We start from the raw sequence: 19,166 nt of genomic DNA on the forward strand, positions 1-19,166 counted from the left end.
TCTGTCGCTCTCGCCTCTATAAGCCGCCCATTCATTGGTGTTGGTGGGCCCCGCAAGGGGATTCCTGTCATGGCTTCGGCCAAGAGGACAACGCCCTTCATAGTCGCCCTTCGGGGCGTCGACCATAACGAAGGAGATCAGCCGTGACCAAACGCACGTCTGCCAAGTACAAAATCGACCGCCGCATGGGCGAAAACATCTGGGGTCGTCCTAAGTCGCCAGTAAACAAGCGTGAATACGGCCCAGGCCAGCACGGTCAGCGCCGCAAAGCGAAAATCTCGGACTTCGGTCTGCAGCTGCGCGCTAAGCAGAAGCTGAAAGGCTACTACGGCGACCTGACCGAGAAACAATTCCGCCGCATCTACGGCGAAGCTGAACGCGTAAAAGGCGATACCGGTGAAAACCTGATCGGTCTGCTCGAGCGCCGTCTGGATGCTGTTGTTTACCGCGCAAAGTTCGTTGCAACCGTGTTCGCTGCTCGTCAGTTCGTAAACCACGGCCACGTTCTGGTTAACGGTAAATCGGTAAACATCCCGTCCTACCGCGTTAAAGAAGGCGACGTTATCGAAGTTCGTCAGAAGTCGAAACAGATGACCGTCCTTCTCGAAGCGGTTCAGCTGACCGAGCGTGATGTTCCTGACTACATCGACGCTGACCACAACAAAATGACCGCGACCTTCGTTCGCACTCCGGGCCTGTCGGACGTTCCGTACCCGGTTGTGATGGAACCGAACCTCGTCGTCGAATTCTACGCTAAGAACTAATCTGGTTCTTAGCCGATATTCGGAAAAGGCTGCCTTCGGGCAGCCTTTTTTCGTTTATATCACCGAAACTGATGTTCGATTTCGATCAGTTTTTGTTTTCGCCAAAGGCCACCCGCGTAGCCTGTGAGTGTTCCATCCGCGCCGATGACGCGGTGACATGGAATGACGAGCGCGATTTGGTTCGCACCATTGGCTGAGGCCACGGGGCGCATTGCGGTCGGTCGCCCGATCTCTGCGGCGAGTTGTCCGTAGCTGCGCGTTTCGCCTGCGGGGATTTGGCGGAGTGCCTCCCAGACTTCACGCTGGAACGGCGTTCCGTAATTCTGCGCGAGGGGCACGTCGAACGTCGATCGTTTGCCCGCAAAGAAATCACCCAATTCTGCGGCAACTTGATCTGTCGCCTCAAACCGACCAAAGCCAACCGATCCTTTTGCGGTTTCAAAGATGCGCTTTAGCTGCGCGGCGAGCCCTTTGCGTTCGGGGAATTCGAGCATCCGCAGGGATTTGGCATCACTGACGGCGATCATAGCGCCCAATGGTGTGTCGATGAAATCCGCCCGCAACATCGCATCCGTTCGCATCTCGGACGGGGCAACGCCCAGCAGTTTCGCGAATGACGCACGAAAGGCCGATGGGCTGTCGAAACCCGCGTCTAATTGTGCCTCGATGACTTTGCCGCCTTCGGCCAATGTCTTTGCACCCATTCTCATCCGCCTTTGTCGTGCCATTTGAATAAACGTCATACCAAATTGCCGCCGAAACAACCGCCGCACGGTCGAAGTATCAAACCCCATCGTTTCCACATCGCCCTCGGTCCAGCGTCGATCGGGCTCGGCGTCGAGCACAGTCAACAGTCGGGCGATCACTGGGTCAGCCTCCGCGCTCGTGCCAATGGGATGACATCGTTTGCAAGGACGGAACCCGTCGGCGATGCACTCTGCCGTTGTCGCAAAGAACCGACAGTTCTCGCGCAACGGTTTGCGCGCGGGGCAGGTCAGTCGACAGAAGATGCCTGTCGACGTAACCCCAACATATGCGCGCCCATCATAGGATGCGTCCCGCGCCACAAGCGCGTCATAGAGTGTATCTGTGTCTGGCAAACTGAATAACATGTCCCCGTTATAGCCGATCAATCTGCCACATGCCGCCTGAAATCGGGCAGCTATTTCACCCGTGTCGATCTGTGCTCTGGAAACGGGTCAAAACCATCGTTAAGGAAGGTCCGACAACCCGAGGGCAGAACATGACCAAGACGCCAAAACCGCAACCCGGCATCATGGATATCGCACTGTATGTCAGTGGCGAAAGCAAGGTCGCTGGTAAATCCGACGTGCTCAAGCTGTCGTCGAATGAAAACCCTTATGGGTTTTCCGACAAAGCACGCGAGGCATTTACCCGCAGCGTTCAGGACTTGCATCGGTACCCCTCGACCGACCACGCGAGCCTTCGGGCCGCGATTGGTGAGGTATATGGCCTCTCGCCCGATCAATTGATCTGCGGTGCGGGCTCGGACGAGGTGCTCCAGTTCATCGCGACCTGTTACGCGGGTGTTGGCGATGAGATCATCACCACCGAACATGGGTTTTCGATGTATCCGATCCTCGCCAAGATGGTCGGCTCGATCCCTGTTGAGGTCAAAGAAAACAACCGCCGTGTGGATGTGGACGCTATTTTGGCGGCGGTTAGCGATCGCACGCGGATCGTCTTTGTGGCGAACCCTGCGAACCCGACAGGCACGATGCTGACCGAGGCAGAGCTTGCACGGTTGATCGAAGGTCTGCCGTCCGATGTGCTGTTCGTTCACGATGGCGCTTACACCGAATTCGTCGATGGGTTCGATGGCGGCGCTGCGTTGGTCGATCAGTATCCGAACGTGATCATGACCCGCACGTTCTCTAAGATTTACGGTCTTGGTGGCTTGCGGATCGGCTGGGCTTATGCGGCAAAGGACATCATAGATGTGCTGAACCGCGTGCGTCAGCCGTTCAACCTGTCCGAGACGCAGTTGACGACTGCAGAGGCCGCCGTGCGCGACGTTGCCTTTGTTGAACGTTGCCGGACCGAAAATGCCAAATGGCGCGAATGGCTGTCCAATGCCCTGATCCAGATGGGTGTGCAGGTCGATGAGAGCTTTGCGAACTTCATTCTGGCACGTTTTGCCTCCGAAGAAGAGGCCGCCGCTTGCGATGCCGCGCTCAAGGATGATGGGATCATCGTACGTCGTGTGGGTGGCTATGGCCTGCCGAACTGCCTGCGGATCACCGTCGGTGACGAGGCCGCATGCCGCCGCGTGGTGCATGTCATCGGCACATTCAAAGGGGTCCGCTGATGGCCACCTATAACCGTGTTGCGCTGATCGGGCTGGGCCTCATTGCGGGGTCGATGTCGTTGGCCATTCGTCGTGGGAAACTCGCGAATGAAATCGTGGGCTATGCACGCTCTGCCGAAACTCGTGATGTCGCACGCGAGATTAATCTGGTCGACCGCGTTGTCGATACTGCCGAAGAAGCTGTCAAAGACGCTGATCTGGTTGTGTTGGCGGTGCCGATTGGTGCGATGGGTCCTGTGATGGCGGCGATTGCTCCGCACTTGAAACAGGGTGTGATGGTAACGGATGTGGGATCGGTGAAGAAATCCGTGTTCGACGCCGTTGTGCCGCATTTGCCCGAACATGCGCATTTCATCGGCTGTCACCCAATGGCGGGGACCGAACATTCTGGCCCTCGGTCAGGTTTTGCAACGCTGTTCGATAACCGTTGGTGCCTCGTCGTGCCCCCCGAGACTGTCGATCAGGGTGAACTGGATCGGTTGTGCGATTTCTGGAAGGGGATCGGCGCGAACATCGAAATCATGGACCCTGATCACCACGATCTGGTCTGCGCTGTGGTGTCTCACACCCCCCACTTGATCGCCTACACGATGGTTGGCGTTGCCGATGATCTGCGTCGCGTCACCGATCAAGAGGTGATCAAGTTCTCTGCCGCGGGCTTTCGTGACTTCACTCGTATTGCGGCCTCTGACCCGACGATGTGGCGCGATGTATTCCTGACGAACAAAGACGCGACCTTGGAAATTTTGGGTCGTTTCACCGAAGAACTGTTCGTCCTTCAGCGTGCGATCCGTCAGGGTGATGGTGATCTGCTGTTTGATTATTTCACCCGCACTCGCGCGATCCGTCGCAGCATCATTGAGGCGGGTCAGGACACAGACGCCCCCGACTTTGGCCGCAAACCAACCAAAGCCGATTGAGTTAGCGTAGCTTTGGCGCGGGGCCAAGCGGGAACGCGGCAAGGCGCATTTGCCCATCCGCAAAGATCAGGGGAAGTGTGATGCTGCCATCGTCGCTCGCAAGACCCGATGCCATCGCCTGATACCCCATCAAGTTGGCAGGTTTGATCGCTCCGTTCGCAGCGAGCATCCGAAGAACGGTTTCCCAGCCTTTTAGGGTCACGTCCAACTGACCGCTTGGCGTTCCGTCAGGTAGAATGTCGATGAGCCCGTCGATGGTCAGATCAATGTCACCCCATATGAGTTTGAGCGGCGCAAAGTCCATGCCTGCGATCATCGGGTCAGAGGTCGCGAACAGGGCAGGGGCGGGGTCGAATTTGACGGCCCCGTTGACGCTGAATAGGCTGACCATCTCGGGCAGTTGGTGCGTCGGGTCGATGGACTTCGTTACCTCAGCCATCAGAGTGACGTCCGTCATCGATAGGTCGAGATCGTAGACACCTTTGTCTGACGGAATGAGGTGGACCTCTATGGTGGCTGCCTTGGTATCGGGTTCCTCAATGACAACATTCGATCCACTGAGGTCAAATCGTCCAAGGTCGCCATTTCGTGTGATCTGAACTGATCCCCCAACTGACAGATTGTCAGCGGAAACCTTGATAGTCCATGTAGGGCCCATGATTTGAACGGGCCCGAGCATTTCGATGCGGGTGCGGTTCGGGGCGTATGTGGGCATGCTCACCTCTGCGGACGCGGCGACGAGCGTGGTCAAATCATCGATTTGGCTCTCGTAGTCATCCACGCGGGTGGAGAACCGCAGCGGTGACAACTGTAGCGCCACGTCCTGAGCCTTTGACGAGGTGTCTGCCTGAATGGCCGACTGCACCAGCGACTGCAAACCAAACGATCCAGCGGCCCAATAGAGCCCGTAAACCATGACGCCTGTAATCGCCCAACCTTTGATCCGCATGACGCCCCCTTTTACCCGAACTGGTTTCGTGTTTAACCATGGGATCATGACAGGAAAAGAACATTCCCCGCTTTGGGTCTTTGGCTACGGATCGCTCTTGTGGAACCCCGGTTTCGAACCGGAGGAGGCCATTCAGGCGCGGCTTGAGGGTTACCATCGGTCGTTTTGTATGCTGTCCATTCATCATCGCGGCACCGTGGACGACCCGGGACTCGTTCTGGCATTGGACCGTCAGGATGGCGCTGGCTGCACGGGTGTTGCGTTTCGGGTTGCCGATGCGGACCGCGAGGCCGTGATCACCGCGCTGCGCGAACGTGAATTGGTGTCGTCGGCCTATCTCGAGGCGGTGCTGCCGATCACGCTCCATGACGGGCGGATGGTTGAGGCGGTGACCTACATTATCGACCCAGATCACGAACAATACTGTCACCTGCCGCTCGAAACGCAGGCGCAAATGATCGGGCGTGCGGTCGGTGGGCGCGGACCAAATACCGAGTATCTTTTCAACACGGCGGCGCATCTGACCCAGATGGGCATTTGCGATGATGAAATGGCGTGGCTTGTGGGGCGCGTTAAGGCGATTATCGCGGACTGATCCCATATATTTCATTTGGGAATTCAGTCTCAGGGCCTTATGGTTCCCTCAACAAACTAACGCGAGGAACCCAACCCGTGGCGGACATCAGGGAACCCGAGGCCGAGCCGTATTTTTCGCAACCAACGCGACAGATCACCATGATGTTGATCGCATTGGGGCTGATCGGCGCTGGCGTCTATGTGGCACTGTCCACGTTGCTGTCGATCTTTTGGTCAAACCCGTATTTGAACGGGCTGATCGGCGCTGTCTTTGTCTTGGGCGTTTTGTCGTGCTTTGGGCAGGTCGTTCAGCTCGTATCGTCCGTTGGGTGGATCAAACGCTTTGCTCGGGATCAGCAGGTTCAGGGCGCGCCTGCACTTCTTGCACCTTTGGCGACATTGCTGCGGTCACGTGGTGCGCGGATGCAGCTGTCCAGTTCGTCTGCACGGTCGATCTTGGACTCCGTTGCCAGCCGCATCGACGAAGACCGCGAGATCACGAAGTATCTGGGCAATACGCTGATTTTCCTCGGCCTTCTGGGGACCTTCTATGGTCTAGCCACGACGGTTCCTGCGCTGGTTGAAACTATTCGGTCGTTGAATGCCGATGACGGTGCTGCGGGCGATATCTTCGCCAAACTGCAAACGGGCCTTGAGGCGCAGCTGGGCGGCATGGGCACAGCGTTTTCGTCCTCGCTCCTCGGTTTGGCGGGCTCGCTGATCGTTGGTCTTTTGGAGCTTTTTGCAGGGCATGGCCAAAACCGTTTTTACCGCGACCTCGAAGAATGGATGTCCTCAATCACCCGTCTCGGATTTTCGAGCGGGGATGAAGGTCCCGCGATGGAGGGGAACCCCTACGGTGGCGTGCTCGACCAGATGGCAGATCAGATCGACACCCTGCGCGCGCTTTTTGAACAGGCAGAAGCAGGCCGTGGCCAAACCGATGCTTATCTGGTGCGCCTGACCGAAGCCGTTGTGGGGCTGTCCCAGAAAATTGACGCGACCGATGTGCGCCCTGCATTGCAAGAGGCGGCTGAGGCTCAGATGCGGCTCGCGCAGAAGCTACAGGACAGTGGCGTTGACGGAATTGATGCCGAAAGCCGAATGCGGTTGCGGTCGATTGATGTTCAGCTTCTGAAAATCCTCGAAGAACTGTCGTCGGGCCGTCAAGAAACAGTAGGCGAACTGCGCGGCGATCTCGCGAACATCACCCGCATGCTCCGCGCGACAAAACGCCCAACGGGCACAGGGCATAGCTAATGGCGATCAGTCGTCGCAGCACAAACCGGTTCAATGCCTCGATCTGGCCGGGGTTTGTGGATGCGATGACGGGGCTTTTATTGGTCCTGATGTTTGTGATCACCATTTTTATGGTGATCCAGTTTGTGCTGCGGGAAAAGATCACGGGACAGGAAACGCGGCTCGAGGAGCTTTCGTCAGAGATTGCATCTTTGACCGATGCGCTGGGCCTTGAACAATCGCGGTCGTCGCAGCTGGCCAGTCAGGTCGGGCAGTTGACCACGGACCTGTCGCAGGCCCAAGACGAACGTCAGGCCCAAGCAGCCTTGATCGCGTCCCTGACGGCAGAACGGGACCGGGTTACGGCTGCATTGGTTGATGCGCAAAGTCGGATCACAGGGTTTGAGGCGCAGATCGCGGGGTTGCTGGCGGACCGCACCGATTTGCGGGATCAGGTCGCGGGGCTGGAAACCGAACAGGCGCGTTTGATGTCCGAAGCTGAGGCGTTGAACCTCGCCCTCGCGACGGCGCGTTCGGAAATTGACGATGCTGCCGAGAGTGCGCGACTTGCGGCGGCCCGACGTGAAGCGCTCGAAGCACTGATCGCGGACCTTGAGGCGAAGAGAGATCAGGACGCGGCGATGATTGCCGAGTTGGAAACTGGCGGCGCGGCGCGTCAAGCACAAGTGTCAGAGCTAGAAGCTGCGCGGTTGGCTGATGCCGCCGCTTTGGAGGCATTGCGCGCACGCCTCGCAGATGCAGACGCCGAAATTACAACGATGACATTGGCTCTCGAACAGCAGCGCAAAGAGGCTGAGGACACTCTCACGCTCTTGGCCGCAGCAGAGGCCGCGCGGGATGATTTGGCGGCTCAACAGACTGAGCAATTGACCGAAGCAGAGCGTCAGGCGGCGCTTCTGGCCGTTGCCCAGCAACGTTTGACCGAGGAAGAGGCGCTCTCAGCCGAGAGCCAGCGTCAGGTCGCGGCTCTGAATGCCAATGTTGCCGAATTGCGGAGCCAAGTTGCCCACCTGCAAGGCCTGCTGGATTTGGCAGAGCAGGCGGATACCGAGGCGCAGGTCCAGATTACGAACCTTTCTGGGCGACTCAATCAGGCGCTTGCCCGTGCGGCTGCGGAAAATGCGCGTCGTTTGGAGTTGGAAGAGGCCGAACGGGCACGCTTAGAGGCAGAGACAAAAGAACTGGCCAACTATCGGTCGGAATTCTTTGGTCAGATGCGTCAAGTGCTGGCCGACCAGGATGGTGTGCGTATTGAGGGCGACCGTTTCGTCTTTGCCTCTGAGGTTCTGTTCCCTCCGGGCAGCGCGACGCTTTCGCCCTCGGGGCAGGCCGAGGTTGCGAAGGTCGCGAGGCTTTTGCGGCAAGTATCTGATAATATTCCCGATAACATCGATTGGATCATCCGCGTCGATGGGCACACCGATAATATACCTCTGTCGGGCTTGGGTGAATTCCGTGACAACTGGGAACTGTCCCAAGCGCGGGCCTTGTCCGTGGTGCGGTTCATGTCGGAAAGCCAAGGCATCGATCCGACCCATTTGTCGGCCAACGGTTTTGGTGAATATCAGCCTATGAACACCGAAGACAGCGATGCAGCACGAGCGCAGAACCGTCGGATCGAATTGAAGCTCACCGAACGGTGACGTTGATCACTTGGCGGTCTAACTCGGTTCCGTCACGCTGCAAGGTGACCATTCCTGCGTAGTCGCCAGTGTCCCAACCTGACGCGGGCGCGCGTTTCCCGCTGGCACGAAAGACCATCGCCTGATCGCGGGTCAGTGCTTCAACGTGCTCGAAGATTGGGCCAGAGGGGCCAATGATTTCAAAGGTCATTTCGTCACCGGATTGAACGCCGAACGAGAACCCCCAGAGGACGATATTGCCATATTTATCAAGCTCTACCACGCCTGCGGTGCCTGCCTTAATATCTGCATAGTCGGGGACGTTCGGGGCAAACCCCGTGCTGATCAATCCGCCAGCAGGCGTTGGCGGTTCGTCAATCCAGAGTGTGGTGTCTGACGGTCCGCAGGTGGCCTCATCATTCGGATCGAAGGGGTCTACGACCTCTCCATTGTGGCGCACAGATAGGTGGACGTGCGGAAATTGGGTTTGGCCCGATAGTCCGACTTGGCCGAGAACCTGACCCATAGCCACCTGATCACCTGATCTCACAGTGACGGACCCTTGGGCCATGTGGCAGTATTGGGTTTCCCACCCGTTGCCGTGGTCGATCACGACACCGTTGCCGCATTCCTTAGAGGATACATCGGGCGCACCGGCTTGCCCTTGCAATATATCAATCATGTCATTGCGAACGCCGCGCACCGTTCCAGGGGCTGCCGCAATCACGTCGACGCCTTCGGCTTGCATGGCGAGCGAGGGTAGGGCGAAGTCTGTGCCCTTGTGGCCGTCATAAGTCAGCGAACCACAGGCAAAGTCGGTCACGCCCGCAGACGTGTCATGGTCGACGAATTGTTGGATGTAACAGGTATCCGAGAGATCGCAGTCAATCGGTAGCCCGAAAAGTGGCTCTCTCGCCGCGGCTGGTGCGGCGAGAGTGATTAGTATGAGTGCCCCCGCACGCATCAATCTGCGGTCAAGAGCGGTGGTTTGTTTCCTGTCAGGCGACCTTGCTGTGGTGGCTCGACTTCCAGTTCGAGTTTGTCGTCTTTGACCAAGACACGAACCACACCGCCTTTGGTGAGTTTGCCGAACAGCAATTCCTCGGCCAGCGGTTTTTTGATGTGTTCTTGAATGACACGGCCCAGCGGACGTGCACCCATTTTCGCATCGTAGCCTTTGACGCCGAGCCACGCGGCGGCGGCCGGCGTGAGTTCGATGTGGACGTTGCGGTCCATGAGCTGCGCTTCGAGTTGCAGAACAAACTTTTCGACGACCTGCAGGATGACCTCTTTCGGCAGCGGCTGGAACGGAATCACCGCGTCCAGACGGTTGCGGAATTCAGGCGTGAAGGTGCGTTCGATAGCGGCGGTATCTTCGCCTTCGCGACGATCACGACCAAAGCCGATTGCTTCTTTCGCTTGCTCTGCAGCACCCGCGTTCGAGGTCATGATCAGGATCACGTTGCGGAAATCTGTCGTCCGACCGTTGTGGTCGGTCAGTTTCCCGTGGTCCATCACCTGCAGCAGGATGTTGTAAACGTCTGGGTGCGCTTTTTCGATTTCATCGAGAAGCAGCACGCAGTGCGGGTTCTGGTCGATGCTATCGGTCAGCATACCGCCCTGATCAAACCCAACATAACCCGGAGGGGCACCAATCAGACGCGATACGGCATGCTTCTCCATATACTCGGACATGTCGAAACGGATGAGTTCGACGCCGAGCGTATCGGCAAGCTGTTTCGCAACCTCAGTTTTACCAACACCAGTCGGGCCCGCGAAGAGGTAGTTCCCGATGGGCTTTTCAGGTTCACGAAGACCCGCACGCGCCAGTTTGATCGCCGAGGACAGCGCTTCGATTGCGAGGTTCTGACCGAACACAACGCGCTTGAGCGATTTTTCCAGATCCTTGAGCGTCTCTGCATCGTCTTTGCTGACGTTCTTCGGTGGGATGCGTGCGATTTTTGCGACGACCGCTTCGATCTCTTTCACGCCGATGGTTTTACGGCGCTTGGATTCAGCGACCAGATGCTGAGCAGCACCAGCCTCGTCGATCACGTCGATAGCTTTATCGGGCAGTTTGCGGTCGTTGATATAACGGGCCGACAGTTCCACGGCGGATTTGATCGCATCGTGGGTGTAGCGGATTTGGTGGTGATCTTCGAAGTAGGGCTTCAGGCCCTGAAGGATTTTCACTGAGTCCTCGACCGAAGGCTCGTTCACGTCGATTTTTTGGAAACGACGGGCAAGTGCGCGGTCTTTTTCGAAATGTTGGCGGAACTCTTTGTAGGTGGTCGACCCCATGCAGCGCAGCTTGCCGCCCTGCAATGCAGGTTTCAGCAAGTTGGACGCATCCATCGCACCGCCAGAGGTCGCACCCGCACCGATCACAGTGTGGATTTCGTCGATGAACAGAACGGCATCGTCGTGGTCCTCGAGTTCGGACACAACGGCCTTGAGACGCTCTTCGAAATCACCGCGGTAACGGGTTCCCGCGAGAAGGGCGCCCATGTCGAGGCTGTAGATCGTCGTTTCAGACAGAACCTCGGGCACTTCGCCGTTTACGATCTTGCGGGCGAGGCCTTCGGCGATAGCGGTTTTACCAACACCCGGATCACCCACGAGAAGCGGGTTGTTTTTACGGCGGCGGCACAGCACCTGAATGCAGCGTTCAACCTCGTGATCGCGACCGATCAACGGATCAACGTCCCCCTTCGCGGATTTCGCGTTCAGGTCCACGCAGTATTTGGCAAGAGCGGAGTCTTTCGCTTCGGCTGTCTCGGTCGCTGTCTCCGTTGTGCGATCTTCGTCATCGTCAGCGCCCATGATCGGACGCGCCTCGCCAAAGGCGGGGTCTTTGGCAACACCGTGCGCGATAAAATTGACCGCGTCATAGCGGGTCATTTCCTGATCTTGGAGGAAATAGGCCGCATTGGATTCGCGTTCTGCAAAGATCGCGACGAGGACGTTCGCACCTGTGACTTCGGTGCGACCCGACGACTGGACGTGGATCGCGGCGCGTTGGATCACACGCTGGAAGGCAGCGGTGGGCACGGCTTCGGACCCGTCGACTTCGGTGATCAGGGTCGACAGATCGTCGTCGATATATTCTTCGAGGTTTTTGCGCAGCTCATCGAGATCGACAGAGCACGCTTTCATGACGCGTGCGGCGTCGGGTTCATCGATCAGGGCCAGCAAAAGATGTTCGAGTGTAGCGAGTTCGTGGCGACGCGCATTGGCCAAAGCCAGCGCCGCATGGATGGACTGCTCAAGTGTGGTCGAAAAAGATGGCACGATGAGTGCTCCTTTCTTTCGGTGTCTCGCGGAACACGTTCCGTTCGACTGTGGCCTCATACCTTTAAAGTTTGGTTTTCTTGCCCAACCTTCAAGGACTTTCTTTCATATTCGCTTCACATTTCGCGTCATCGCCCTGTAACGGCGCGTCAGCGCGGAATGTTTTTGCACCAAACTATCAGAAATCGTCCTTTCGGCGGCGAATTTCGGTGAATACGTCGAGGTCCGTTGCACCTTCCATGCCGAGTGCGGCTTTGAGGTCTGAATGGTCTGCGCGCAAATACGGGTTGGTCGCTTTTTCCAAGCTGAGGAGCGATGGAACGGTTGCTTCGTTTTTCGCGCGGGCCTCGGTTGTGGACTGAATGCGGGCCTGAACGGCTGGGGTGTTCGGATCAATGGTCGCCACGAATTTCGCATTCGCTGCGGTGTATTCATGCCCCGAACAGACGAGTGTATCGTCGGGCAGGGCGCGGAGGCGCTGCATGCTGTCCCACATTTGTGCAGGTGTTCCCTCGAACAGGCGACCGCAGCCGAATGCCATCAGGCTATCAGCGCTGAAAAGATAGCCGCTCTGCGGGAAGTAAAACGCCACGTGTCCTATGGTGTGGCCATAGACGTCGATCACCTCACAAGGCTCGCCGCAAATGGTGATCGTCTGACCGTCTACCACAGATTGGTCGAGCTTGGGTAGTCGTGCCTCATCAGCGGCAGCGCCGATAATTTTCGGACTATACCGTGCGACAAGATCAGGAACGCCGTCCACGTGGTCCCAATGGTGGTGGGTCAGCAGAATGGTGCTGAGCGTCAGGCCATGTGCAACGAGGTAGGACACAATCGGTCCAGCCTCGGGTGCGTCGATCAGAGCGACCTCATTCGTCTCAGTGTTTCGGACCAGATAGGCATAGTTATCTGTCAAACAGGGCAAGGTAATGAGTTCAAGGGGCATGGCATTGTCACGATCTTCGGTTAAGCTTTGATAAAGAGACTAGCCCAAAGGCCACCGACCGCAATGCATCTCGACGTAATTGATCTGCGCAATTTCTATTATCGCAGCGCCTTGGGGCGGGCCGCACAAAAGGTCATCCGTGGTGAATTGACTGCGATGTGGCCCGAGGCGAAAGGTCAAACCGTTGCGGGCTTTGGCTTTGCTGCGCCGTTGTTGCGTCCTTACCTAGAAGATGCGCGTCGGGTTGTGGCGCTGATGCCGGGGCCGCAGGGCGTTATGCCTTGGCCTGCGGGGCAGCCGAATGTCAGTGTCCTATGTGAGGAAATGATGTGGCCGTTTGAAAACGGCGTCGTTGATAAGCTTGTTTTGATGCATGGACTGGAGACGTCAGAGAATCCGACGGCAGTTTTAGAGGAATGCTGGCGTGTTCTCGGTCCGGGTGGGCGTGCTGTTTTCGTTGTGCCCAACCGTGCGGGGCTCTGGTCGCGATCGGATCAAACGCCGTTCGGTTATGGGCGTCCCTATTCGCTGAGCCAGCTTGAGGCCCAGCTCAGACAGCACAACTTCGTTGTCGAACGCACGTCGTCGGTTCTGTATCAACCGCCCTCGAAAAAGCGGATATGGCGCAAGCTGGCGAATGTCCTCGAAGATCTGGGACATAAATTGCCGTTCATCGCTTCTGGTGGTGTGTTGATTGTCGAAGTTTCCAAACAAGTCTCTGCCCCCCGTCGACCGGGTCTGGGGGAGGCGGTGAAACGCCCGCTTAAAATCCTCGAAGGGGTGGGGCGGCCTGTGCCCGAAGCGGGGCTATCAAATAGCCGTCCGACCTGACGATCACGAAAAAGAGATTCGATTCTCGGCTCAAATCGGACTTCGGTATACCGTCGCGTACAGATTTTTGACGAGAAAGGTTGCGCGAATGGTCGCACCTGTCACCTTGCGACGCTGTTCTTTCAGAGTATTGGCGCAAACAATCGATTTTGAGTGCGTCTAGGCGGTTGCGACAGTCATACCTGTCTGCTACATCCCCCGTGATTTTGGCGCCCCCGCTTCGACGAGGGCGGTTCAAGCTGCCTAAACTTCAGACCATCCCGGTATGATGTGAGGGCCAAAACTATCGGAAGGGTGGACGTGTCCGAACCAGCTTCGATCTCAACCGGCATCGCTTCGCGCTATGCATCTGCTGCTTTTGACCTTGCCAAAGAAGGTAAAGGTCTTGCGGCTCTTGAATCCGACATTGACGCACTGACGGCTGCACTCGAAGGTAGCTCTGATCTGCGCGCTCTGATTTCTTCGCCGGTTTACTCCCGCGAAGAACAAGCGACTGCTATCGCAGCGCTCGCGAAAAAGATGGGCCTGTCGGAAATCGTAACCAACACTCTCGGCCTGCTGGCGCAAAAGCGTCGTCTGTTCGTTCTGCCGTTCGTTCTGAACGCGCTGCGCGACCTGATGGCCGAAGAGAAAGGCGAAGTAACCGCCGAGGTTATCAGCGCAAAAGCGCTGACTAAAACTCAGTCCGATAAACTGGCAAAGACACTCTCTGCCAATATCGGTAAAACTGTGAAAATTAATGCGGCCGTGGACGAGTCCCTCGTTGGCGGTCTTGTTGTTAAGGTGGGCTCGAAGATGATCGACACGTCGATCCGCTCCAAGCTCAGCGCTCTCCAGAACACCATGAAAGAGGTCGGATAATGGCGATCCAAGCTGCAGAAATTTCTGCGATCCTGAAGGACCAGATCAAAAACTTTGGCCAAGATGCCGAAGTGGCCGAAATCGGCCGTGTGCTCTCGGTCGGTGACGGTATCGCTCGCGTATACGGTCTGGACAATGTTCAGGCTGGTGAGATGGTTGAATTCCCGGGCGGTATCCGCGGGATGGCTCTGAACCTTGAAGCAGACAACGTTGGTGTTGTTATCTTCGGTTCCGACCGCGACATTAAAGAAGGTGACACTGTTAAGCGCACCAACTCGATCGTGGACGTTCCGGCTGGTGATGAACTGCTGGGTCGCGTTGTGGACGGTCTGGGTAACCCGATCGACGGCAAAGGTCCGATCAACGCTTCCAAGCGTTTGGTTGCTGACGTTAAAGCGCCGGGCATCATTCCCCGTAAATCGGTTCACGAACCGATGGCAACCGGCCTGAAATCGGTTGACGCGATGATCCCGATTGGCCGTGGCCAGCGTGAGCTTATCATTGGCGACCGTCAGACTGGTAAAACCGCTGTGGCTCTGGACGCTATTCTGAACCAGAAGTCCTACAACGAAGCTGCTGGCGACGACGAGTCCAAGAAACTGTACTGCATCTACGTTGCAGTTGGTCAGAAGCGTTCGACTGTTGCTCAGCTCGTTCGTAAGCTCGAAGAAAACGGCGCGATGGAATACTCCATCGTTGTTGCTGCAACCGCGTCCGATCCGGCACCGATGCAGTTCCTTGCTCCCTACGCGGCAACCGCAATGGCAGAGCACTTCCGTGACAACGGCCGCCACGCACTGATCATCTACGATGACCTTTCGAAGCAGGCTGTTTCGTATCGTCAGATGTCGCTTCTGCTCCGCCGTCCGCCGGGCCGTGAAGCTTACCCGGGCGACGTTTTCTATCTCCACTCGCGTCTGCTGGAACGTTCGGCAAAGCTGAACGAAGACAATGGTTCGGGCTCGCTCACCGCGCTGCCGATCATTGAAACCCAGGGCGGCGACGTTTCGGCGTTTATTCCGACCAACGTGATCTCGATCACCGACGGTCAGATCTTCCTCGAAACCGAACTGTTCTACCAGGGTATCCGCCCAGCTGTGAACACCGGTCTTTCGGTTTCGCGCGTTGGTTCGTCCGCTCAGACCAAAGCAATGTCGTCTGTTGCTGGTCCGGTTAAACTGTCGCTCGCTCAGTACCGCGAGATGGCAGCATTCGCTCAGTTCGGTTCCGACCTTGATGCTGCAACCCAGCGTCTTCTGAACCGTGGTGCGCGTCTGACCGAGCTGATGAAACAGCCGCAGTACTCGCCGCTGACCAACGCGGAAATCGTTTGCATCATCTTCGCAGGCACCAACGGTTACCTCGACAAAGTCGACGTAAAAGAAGTTGGCCGCTACGAAGCTGCGCTCCTCGCATTCCTGCGCACCAAGCGTAAGGACATCTTGGACTGGATCGCGAACGACGACCCGAAGATCAAAGGCGCTGATGCTGACAAGCTGAAGGCTGCGCTGGACGAATTCGCCGCAGACTTCGCCTGATCACCGGATAAGGAGACAAGGCAGTGCCAAGTCTTAAGGACCTAAAAAACAGGATCGCGTCGGTCAAATCGACCCGCAAGATCACAAAGGCGATGCAGATGGTCGCGGCGGCAAAGCTCCGCCGTGCCCAGGACGCTGCTGAATCGGCTCGCCCGTACACTGAGCGTTTTAACGCTGTAGTGTCCGCGCTTGCTGCTTCGGCTGGTGGTTCGGATACTGCGCCGCTGCTGCTTCGTGGTACGGGCAGCGATCAAGTCCACATGCTTGTGGTCATGACTGCTGAACGTGGCCTCTGCGGCGGTTTCAACTCTTCGATCGTGAAGAAAGCCCGTCAGGCTGTTCGTGACCTTCAAGCCCAAGGCAAGACGGTCAAAATCCTGACAGTGGGCAAGAAGGGCCGTGAACAGCTTCGCCGTGATATGGGCGAGCTGATTGTGGATCACGTAGATCTCTCCGCTGTAAAGCGTATGGACTATGCGACTGCACAATCCATCGGCAAAGACCTTCTGAAGCGGTTCGAAGCCGGTGAATTCGACGTTGCGACGATCTTCTTTGCGCAATTCCAGTCCGTGATCGCTCAGGTCCCGACTGCGCAACAGGTGATCCCAGCAAAGTTTGAAGCAACCGACGGTGCTGTGGCTGACTACGACTACGAACCTAGCGAAGAAGCAATCCTCGAAGACCTGCTGCCTGCCAGCGTGTCGACGGCGGTCTTTGCGGCTCTGCTAGAAAACGCTGCATCCGAACAGGGTGCGCGGATGAGCGCGATGGACAACGCAACTCGCAACGCGGGCGATATGATCGACCGCTTGACCATCGAATTCAACCGTTCGCGTCAGGCCGTCATCACCAACGAACTGATCGAAATTATCTCGGGCGCGGAAGCGCTCTAAGAACCGGAGTAACGAAACATGGCAAACGCAAAAGGCAAAATCACGCAGGTGATTGGCGCCGTTGTGGACGTGCAGTTCGAAGATGCCCTGCCGGCGATCCTCAACGCACTCAACACCGAAAACAATGGCAAGAAGCTGGTTCTTGAAGTGGCCCAGCACCTTGGCGAAAACACCGTACGTACCATCGCTATGGACGCGACCGAAGGTCTCGTTCGTGGTCAGGCAGTGGTCGACACCGGCGCACCGATCTCGGTTCCGGTTGGTACCGCGACCCTCGGTCGTATTCTGAACGTTGTTGGCGAACCCGTTGACGAAAAGGGCCCAGTGAACGCGACGGAAACCCGTCCGATCCACGCTGAAGCACCGGAATTCAGCGACCAGTCGACCGAAACCGAAATCCTCGTAACCGGCATCAAGGTTATCGACCTTCTCGCACCGTACTCCAAAGGTGGTAAGATTGGTCTGTTCGGTGGTGCGGGCGTTGGTAAAACCGTTCTTATCATGGAACTCATCAACAACATCGCAAAAGTGCACTCGGGCTATTCCGTGTTCGCTGGTGTTGGTGAACGTACCCGTGAAGGTAACGACCTTTACCACGAGATGATCGAATCCAACGTTATTAAGCCGGACAACCTCGAAGAGTCGCAAGTGGCTCTCGTGTACGGTCAGATGAACGAACCTCCGGGAGCACGTGCACGCGTTGCACTGACCGGTCTGACCCTTGCGGAACAGTTCCGTGACGCTTCGGGTACCGACGTTCTGTTCTTCGTGGACAACATCTTCCGCTTCACTCAGGCAGGTTCCGAGGTGTCGGCACTTCTGGGTCGTATCCCGTCCGCTGTGGGCTACCAGCCAACACTGGCAACCGACATGGGCGCGATGCAGGAACGCATTACCTCGACCAAGAACGGCTCGATTACATCGATCCAGGCTGTGTACGTACCTGCGGACGACCTTACCGACCCCGCACCGGCAACGACCTTTGCTCACTTGGACGCAACCACCGTTCTTAACCGCGCAATCTCGGAACTTGGTATCTACCCGGCAGTTGACCCGCTCGACTCGTCGTCGCGTATCCTTGACCCGCAGATCGTTGGTGAAGAGCACTACCAGGTTGCTCGCGACGTCCAGAACATCCTCCAGCGCTACAAGTCGCTGCAGGACATCATCGCCATCCTCGGCATGGACGAACTGTCGGAAGAAGACAAACTGACCGTTTCGCGCGCACGTAAGATCCAGCGTTTCCTCTCGCAGCCGTTCGACGTTGCGAAAGTGTTCACTGGTTCGGACGGTGTTCAGGTTCCGCTGGAAGACACCATCTCGTCGTTCAAAGCAGTTGTGGCCGGTGAATACGATCACCTGCCGGAAGCTGCCTTCTACATGGTAGGCGGTATCGGCGAAGTTCTGGCAAAGGCCGAAAAACTGGCAGCTGAAGCTGCCTAAGGAGAGGCATAATGGCTGACACGCTCCAATTTGATCTCGTATCCCCTGAACGGAAGCTCGCTTCTGTTCAGGCCACCGAGGTCCAGATCCCGGCTGCTGAAGGCGCAATGACGGCGATGGCAGGTCACGCACCGACCATCACCACCCTGCGTCCAGGTATCCTGCGGGTCGTTCATGCGGGCGGCAGCGACGAATATGTCGTTTCCGGCGGCTTTGCCGAAATCGGTGCAGAGAGTGTTTCGGTTCTTGCTGAACGCGCCCTGCCCACCGCAGAAGTGACCCAAGAGATCTTCGCTGAGATGGTTGCGGAATACCGCGCTGCTCACGAGAAGGCTCTTGCGAACTTCAAGAACGAACCGGGTCCGGTCGATGATGCGGCTCACCTTCTGGCTGACATGGTCGCAGTTGGTACCCACATGGGTCTGTCGTATCAGGAATAATCCTGACCTATACGAATTAAGCTTCGAAATAGGCCCCCTTGGGGGCCTATTTTCATATGAAAACCTCGTTTTTGACGAATTTCTCTGGTCTACGTATTTTTGGACTTATAGCGTAACGGGTAATGAAGAAGCTTCAAAATCATCTTATTGGTGTGGATCAAGGCGAGGTTGTCTTGTTCTCGGACTTTGAAACCGACGGTCCAATGTGGTCGGGTGATGGTCACCGTAGTTTGCGGCGGGCTGTTACCTTTTCGTCGCCGTATCGTTCGTTGCCGATGGTTCAGTGCTGGTTGTCGATGGTCGATATTTCGAACACCACCAATTGCCGCACCGATGTGCAGGCTGAGGACATCACCGAAACAGGTTTCGCTATTGTGTTTCAGACATGGGGCGATACGAAAATCGCTCGCGTCCGTGTGGCGTGGCAGTCGATTGGTGAGGTGCCACATGACGATGACTGGGACGTTGTCTAACTCATTTATCAGTGATCAAAGAAAAACCCC

18 protein-coding genes are annotated in these 19,166 nt (G+C 56.9%); 13 read left to right on the forward strand and 5 right to left on the reverse strand.

The window, feature by feature from the left end; translation table 11 throughout:
* Positions 1-143: 143 nt before the first annotated feature.
* Positions 144-764, forward strand: a complete 621-nt coding sequence (gene rpsD, locus AC07ED_RS02465) for a 30S ribosomal protein S4 (protein WP_067551526.1) — start codon at positions 144-146, stop codon at positions 762-764.
* A gap of 59 nt (positions 765-823) precedes the next feature.
* Here rpsD and AC07ED_RS02470 read toward each other — a convergent pair whose 3' ends face one another.
* Positions 824-1,876: a bifunctional transcriptional activator/DNA repair enzyme AdaA gene (locus AC07ED_RS02470; RefSeq protein WP_105234425.1), complete on the reverse strand. Its 1,053-nt coding sequence runs from the start codon at positions 1,874-1,876 to the stop codon at positions 824-826.
* Positions 1,877-2,007: 131 nt separating this feature from the next.
* Here AC07ED_RS02470 and hisC point away from each other — a divergent pair, with 131 nt between their 5' ends.
* Positions 2,008-3,093: a histidinol-phosphate transaminase gene (hisC, locus tag AC07ED_RS02475; protein ID WP_105234426.1), complete on the forward strand. Its 1,086-nt coding sequence runs from the start codon at positions 2,008-2,010 to the stop codon at positions 3,091-3,093.
* Positions 3,093-4,013 (forward strand): prephenate/arogenate dehydrogenase family protein, encoded by a 921-nt coding sequence (locus AC07ED_RS02480; RefSeq protein WP_211096423.1) that lies wholly within the window; start codon positions 3,093-3,095, stop codon positions 4,011-4,013. Before hisC ends, AC07ED_RS02480 begins: the two co-directional genes overlap by 1 nt.
* A gap of 1 nt (position 4,014) precedes the next feature.
* On the opposite strand, the gene AC07ED_RS02485 is transcribed toward AC07ED_RS02480, so the two are convergent.
* Positions 4,015-4,962, reverse strand: a complete 948-nt coding sequence (locus tag AC07ED_RS02485; protein ID WP_158664481.1) for a DUF2125 domain-containing protein — start codon at positions 4,960-4,962, stop codon at positions 4,015-4,017.
* 46 nt (positions 4,963-5,008) lie between these two features.
* On the opposite strand from AC07ED_RS02485, the gene AC07ED_RS02490 reads away from it, so the two are divergent.
* From AC07ED_RS02490 to AC07ED_RS02500, 3 genes are all read left to right on the forward strand, one after another.
* The gene (locus AC07ED_RS02490) at positions 5,009-5,557 is read left to right on the forward strand and encodes a gamma-glutamylcyclotransferase (protein WP_105234428.1); all 549 of its coding nucleotides are present in this window, start codon (positions 5,009-5,011) and stop codon (positions 5,555-5,557) included.
* 143 nt (positions 5,558-5,700) lie between these two features.
* A complete protein-coding gene (locus AC07ED_RS02495; protein ID WP_105236284.1) occupies positions 5,701-6,798 on the forward strand; it encodes a biopolymer transporter ExbB in 1,098 nt (365 codons plus the stop codon).
* Complete coding sequence (locus tag AC07ED_RS02500) at positions 6,798-8,441, forward strand: peptidoglycan -binding protein (RefSeq protein ID WP_105234429.1); 1,644 nt, start codon at positions 6,798-6,800, stop codon at positions 8,439-8,441. The genes AC07ED_RS02495 and AC07ED_RS02500 overlap by 1 nt, the downstream gene beginning before the upstream one ends.
* Here the strand turns inward: AC07ED_RS02500 and AC07ED_RS02505 are convergent.
* From AC07ED_RS02505 to gloB, 3 genes are all read right to left on the reverse strand, one after another.
* Entirely contained in the window at positions 8,428-9,384 is a 957-nt protein-coding gene (locus tag AC07ED_RS02505) for a M23 family metallopeptidase (protein ID WP_105234430.1), read from the reverse strand. The genes AC07ED_RS02500 and AC07ED_RS02505 overlap by 14 nt on opposite strands.
* Complete coding sequence (gene clpA, locus AC07ED_RS02510) at positions 9,384-11,711, reverse strand: ATP-dependent Clp protease ATP-binding subunit ClpA (RefSeq protein ID WP_105234431.1); 2,328 nt, start codon at positions 11,709-11,711, stop codon at positions 9,384-9,386. Before clpA ends, AC07ED_RS02505 begins: the two co-directional genes overlap by 1 nt.
* Positions 11,712-11,889: 178 nt before the next feature.
* On the reverse strand, positions 11,890-12,657 hold the full coding sequence (gene gloB, locus AC07ED_RS02515) for a hydroxyacylglutathione hydrolase (RefSeq protein WP_105234432.1): 768 nt from the start codon (positions 12,655-12,657) through the stop codon (positions 11,890-11,892).
* Between the two features lie 63 nt (positions 12,658-12,720).
* On the opposite strand from gloB, the gene AC07ED_RS02520 reads away from it, so the two are divergent.
* The 7 genes from AC07ED_RS02520 (at position 12,721) to AC07ED_RS02550 (ending at position 19,136) form a co-directional block, all read left to right on the forward strand.
* Positions 12,721-13,488: a class I SAM-dependent methyltransferase gene (locus AC07ED_RS02520; protein WP_105234433.1), complete on the forward strand. Its 768-nt coding sequence runs from the start codon at positions 12,721-12,723 to the stop codon at positions 13,486-13,488.
* 300 nt (positions 13,489-13,788) lie between these two features.
* Entirely contained in the window at positions 13,789-14,349 is a 561-nt protein-coding gene (locus tag AC07ED_RS02525) for a F0F1 ATP synthase subunit delta (RefSeq protein ID WP_105234434.1), read from the forward strand.
* Positions 14,349-15,887, forward strand: coding sequence for a F0F1 ATP synthase subunit alpha (atpA, locus tag AC07ED_RS02530; protein ID WP_067551495.1), 1,539 nt, complete (start codon positions 14,349-14,351; stop codon positions 15,885-15,887). Before AC07ED_RS02525 ends, atpA begins: the two co-directional genes overlap by 1 nt.
* A gap of 23 nt (positions 15,888-15,910) precedes the next feature.
* The gene (locus tag AC07ED_RS02535; RefSeq protein ID WP_105234435.1) at positions 15,911-16,780 is read left to right on the forward strand and encodes a F0F1 ATP synthase subunit gamma; all 870 of its coding nucleotides are present in this window, start codon (positions 15,911-15,913) and stop codon (positions 16,778-16,780) included.
* Between the two features lie 18 nt (positions 16,781-16,798).
* Positions 16,799-18,223, forward strand: a complete 1,425-nt coding sequence (gene atpD / locus AC07ED_RS02540; RefSeq protein ID WP_105234436.1) for a F0F1 ATP synthase subunit beta — start codon at positions 16,799-16,801, stop codon at positions 18,221-18,223.
* 11 nt (positions 18,224-18,234) lie between these two features.
* Positions 18,235-18,663 carry a F0F1 ATP synthase subunit epsilon gene (locus tag AC07ED_RS02545; RefSeq protein ID WP_067551489.1) on the forward strand — a complete coding sequence of 143 codons (429 nt, stop codon included), beginning with the start codon at positions 18,235-18,237 and terminating at the stop codon, positions 18,661-18,663.
* A 122-nt stretch (positions 18,664-18,785) separates the two neighbouring features.
* Positions 18,786-19,136: an H-type lectin domain-containing protein gene (locus tag AC07ED_RS02550; RefSeq protein WP_067551485.1), complete on the forward strand. Its 351-nt coding sequence runs from the start codon at positions 18,786-18,788 to the stop codon at positions 19,134-19,136.
* Positions 19,137-19,166 lie beyond the last annotated feature (30 nt).

It is taken from the genome of Aestuarium zhoushanense (assembly GCF_056431045.1).

Coding starts and splice junctions, on each gene's coding strand:
- AC07ED_RS02470 (WP_105234425.1), bottom strand. CDS start 1,876: ATGTTATTCAGTTTGCCAGACACAGATACACTCTATGACGCGCTTGTG.
- hisC (WP_105234426.1), top strand. CDS start 2,008: ATGACCAAGACGCCAAAACCGCAACCCGGCATCATGGATATCGCACTG.
- AC07ED_RS02480 (WP_211096423.1), top strand. CDS start 3,093: ATGGCCACCTATAACCGTGTTGCGCTGATCGGGCTGGGCCTCATTGCG.
- AC07ED_RS02485 (WP_158664481.1), bottom strand. CDS start 4,962: ATGCGGATCAAAGGTTGGGCGATTACAGGCGTCATGGTTTACGGGCTC.
- AC07ED_RS02490 (WP_105234428.1), top strand. CDS start 5,009: ATGACAGGAAAAGAACATTCCCCGCTTTGGGTCTTTGGCTACGGATCG.
- AC07ED_RS02495 (WP_105236284.1), top strand. CDS start 5,701: ATGTTGATCGCATTGGGGCTGATCGGCGCTGGCGTCTATGTGGCACTG.
- AC07ED_RS02500 (WP_105234429.1), top strand. CDS start 6,798: ATGGCGATCAGTCGTCGCAGCACAAACCGGTTCAATGCCTCGATCTGG.
- AC07ED_RS02505 (WP_105234430.1), bottom strand. CDS start 9,384: ATGCGTGCGGGGGCACTCATACTAATCACTCTCGCCGCACCAGCCGCG.
- gloB (WP_105234432.1), bottom strand. CDS start 12,657: ATGCCCCTTGAACTCATTACCTTGCCCTGTTTGACAGATAACTATGCC.
- AC07ED_RS02520 (WP_105234433.1), top strand. CDS start 12,721: ATGCATCTCGACGTAATTGATCTGCGCAATTTCTATTATCGCAGCGCC.
- atpA (WP_067551495.1), top strand. CDS start 14,349: ATGGCGATCCAAGCTGCAGAAATTTCTGCGATCCTGAAGGACCAGATC.
- atpD (WP_105234436.1), top strand. CDS start 16,799: ATGGCAAACGCAAAAGGCAAAATCACGCAGGTGATTGGCGCCGTTGTG.
- AC07ED_RS02545 (WP_067551489.1), top strand. CDS start 18,235: ATGGCTGACACGCTCCAATTTGATCTCGTATCCCCTGAACGGAAGCTC.
- AC07ED_RS02550 (WP_067551485.1), top strand. CDS start 18,786: ATGAAGAAGCTTCAAAATCATCTTATTGGTGTGGATCAAGGCGAGGTT.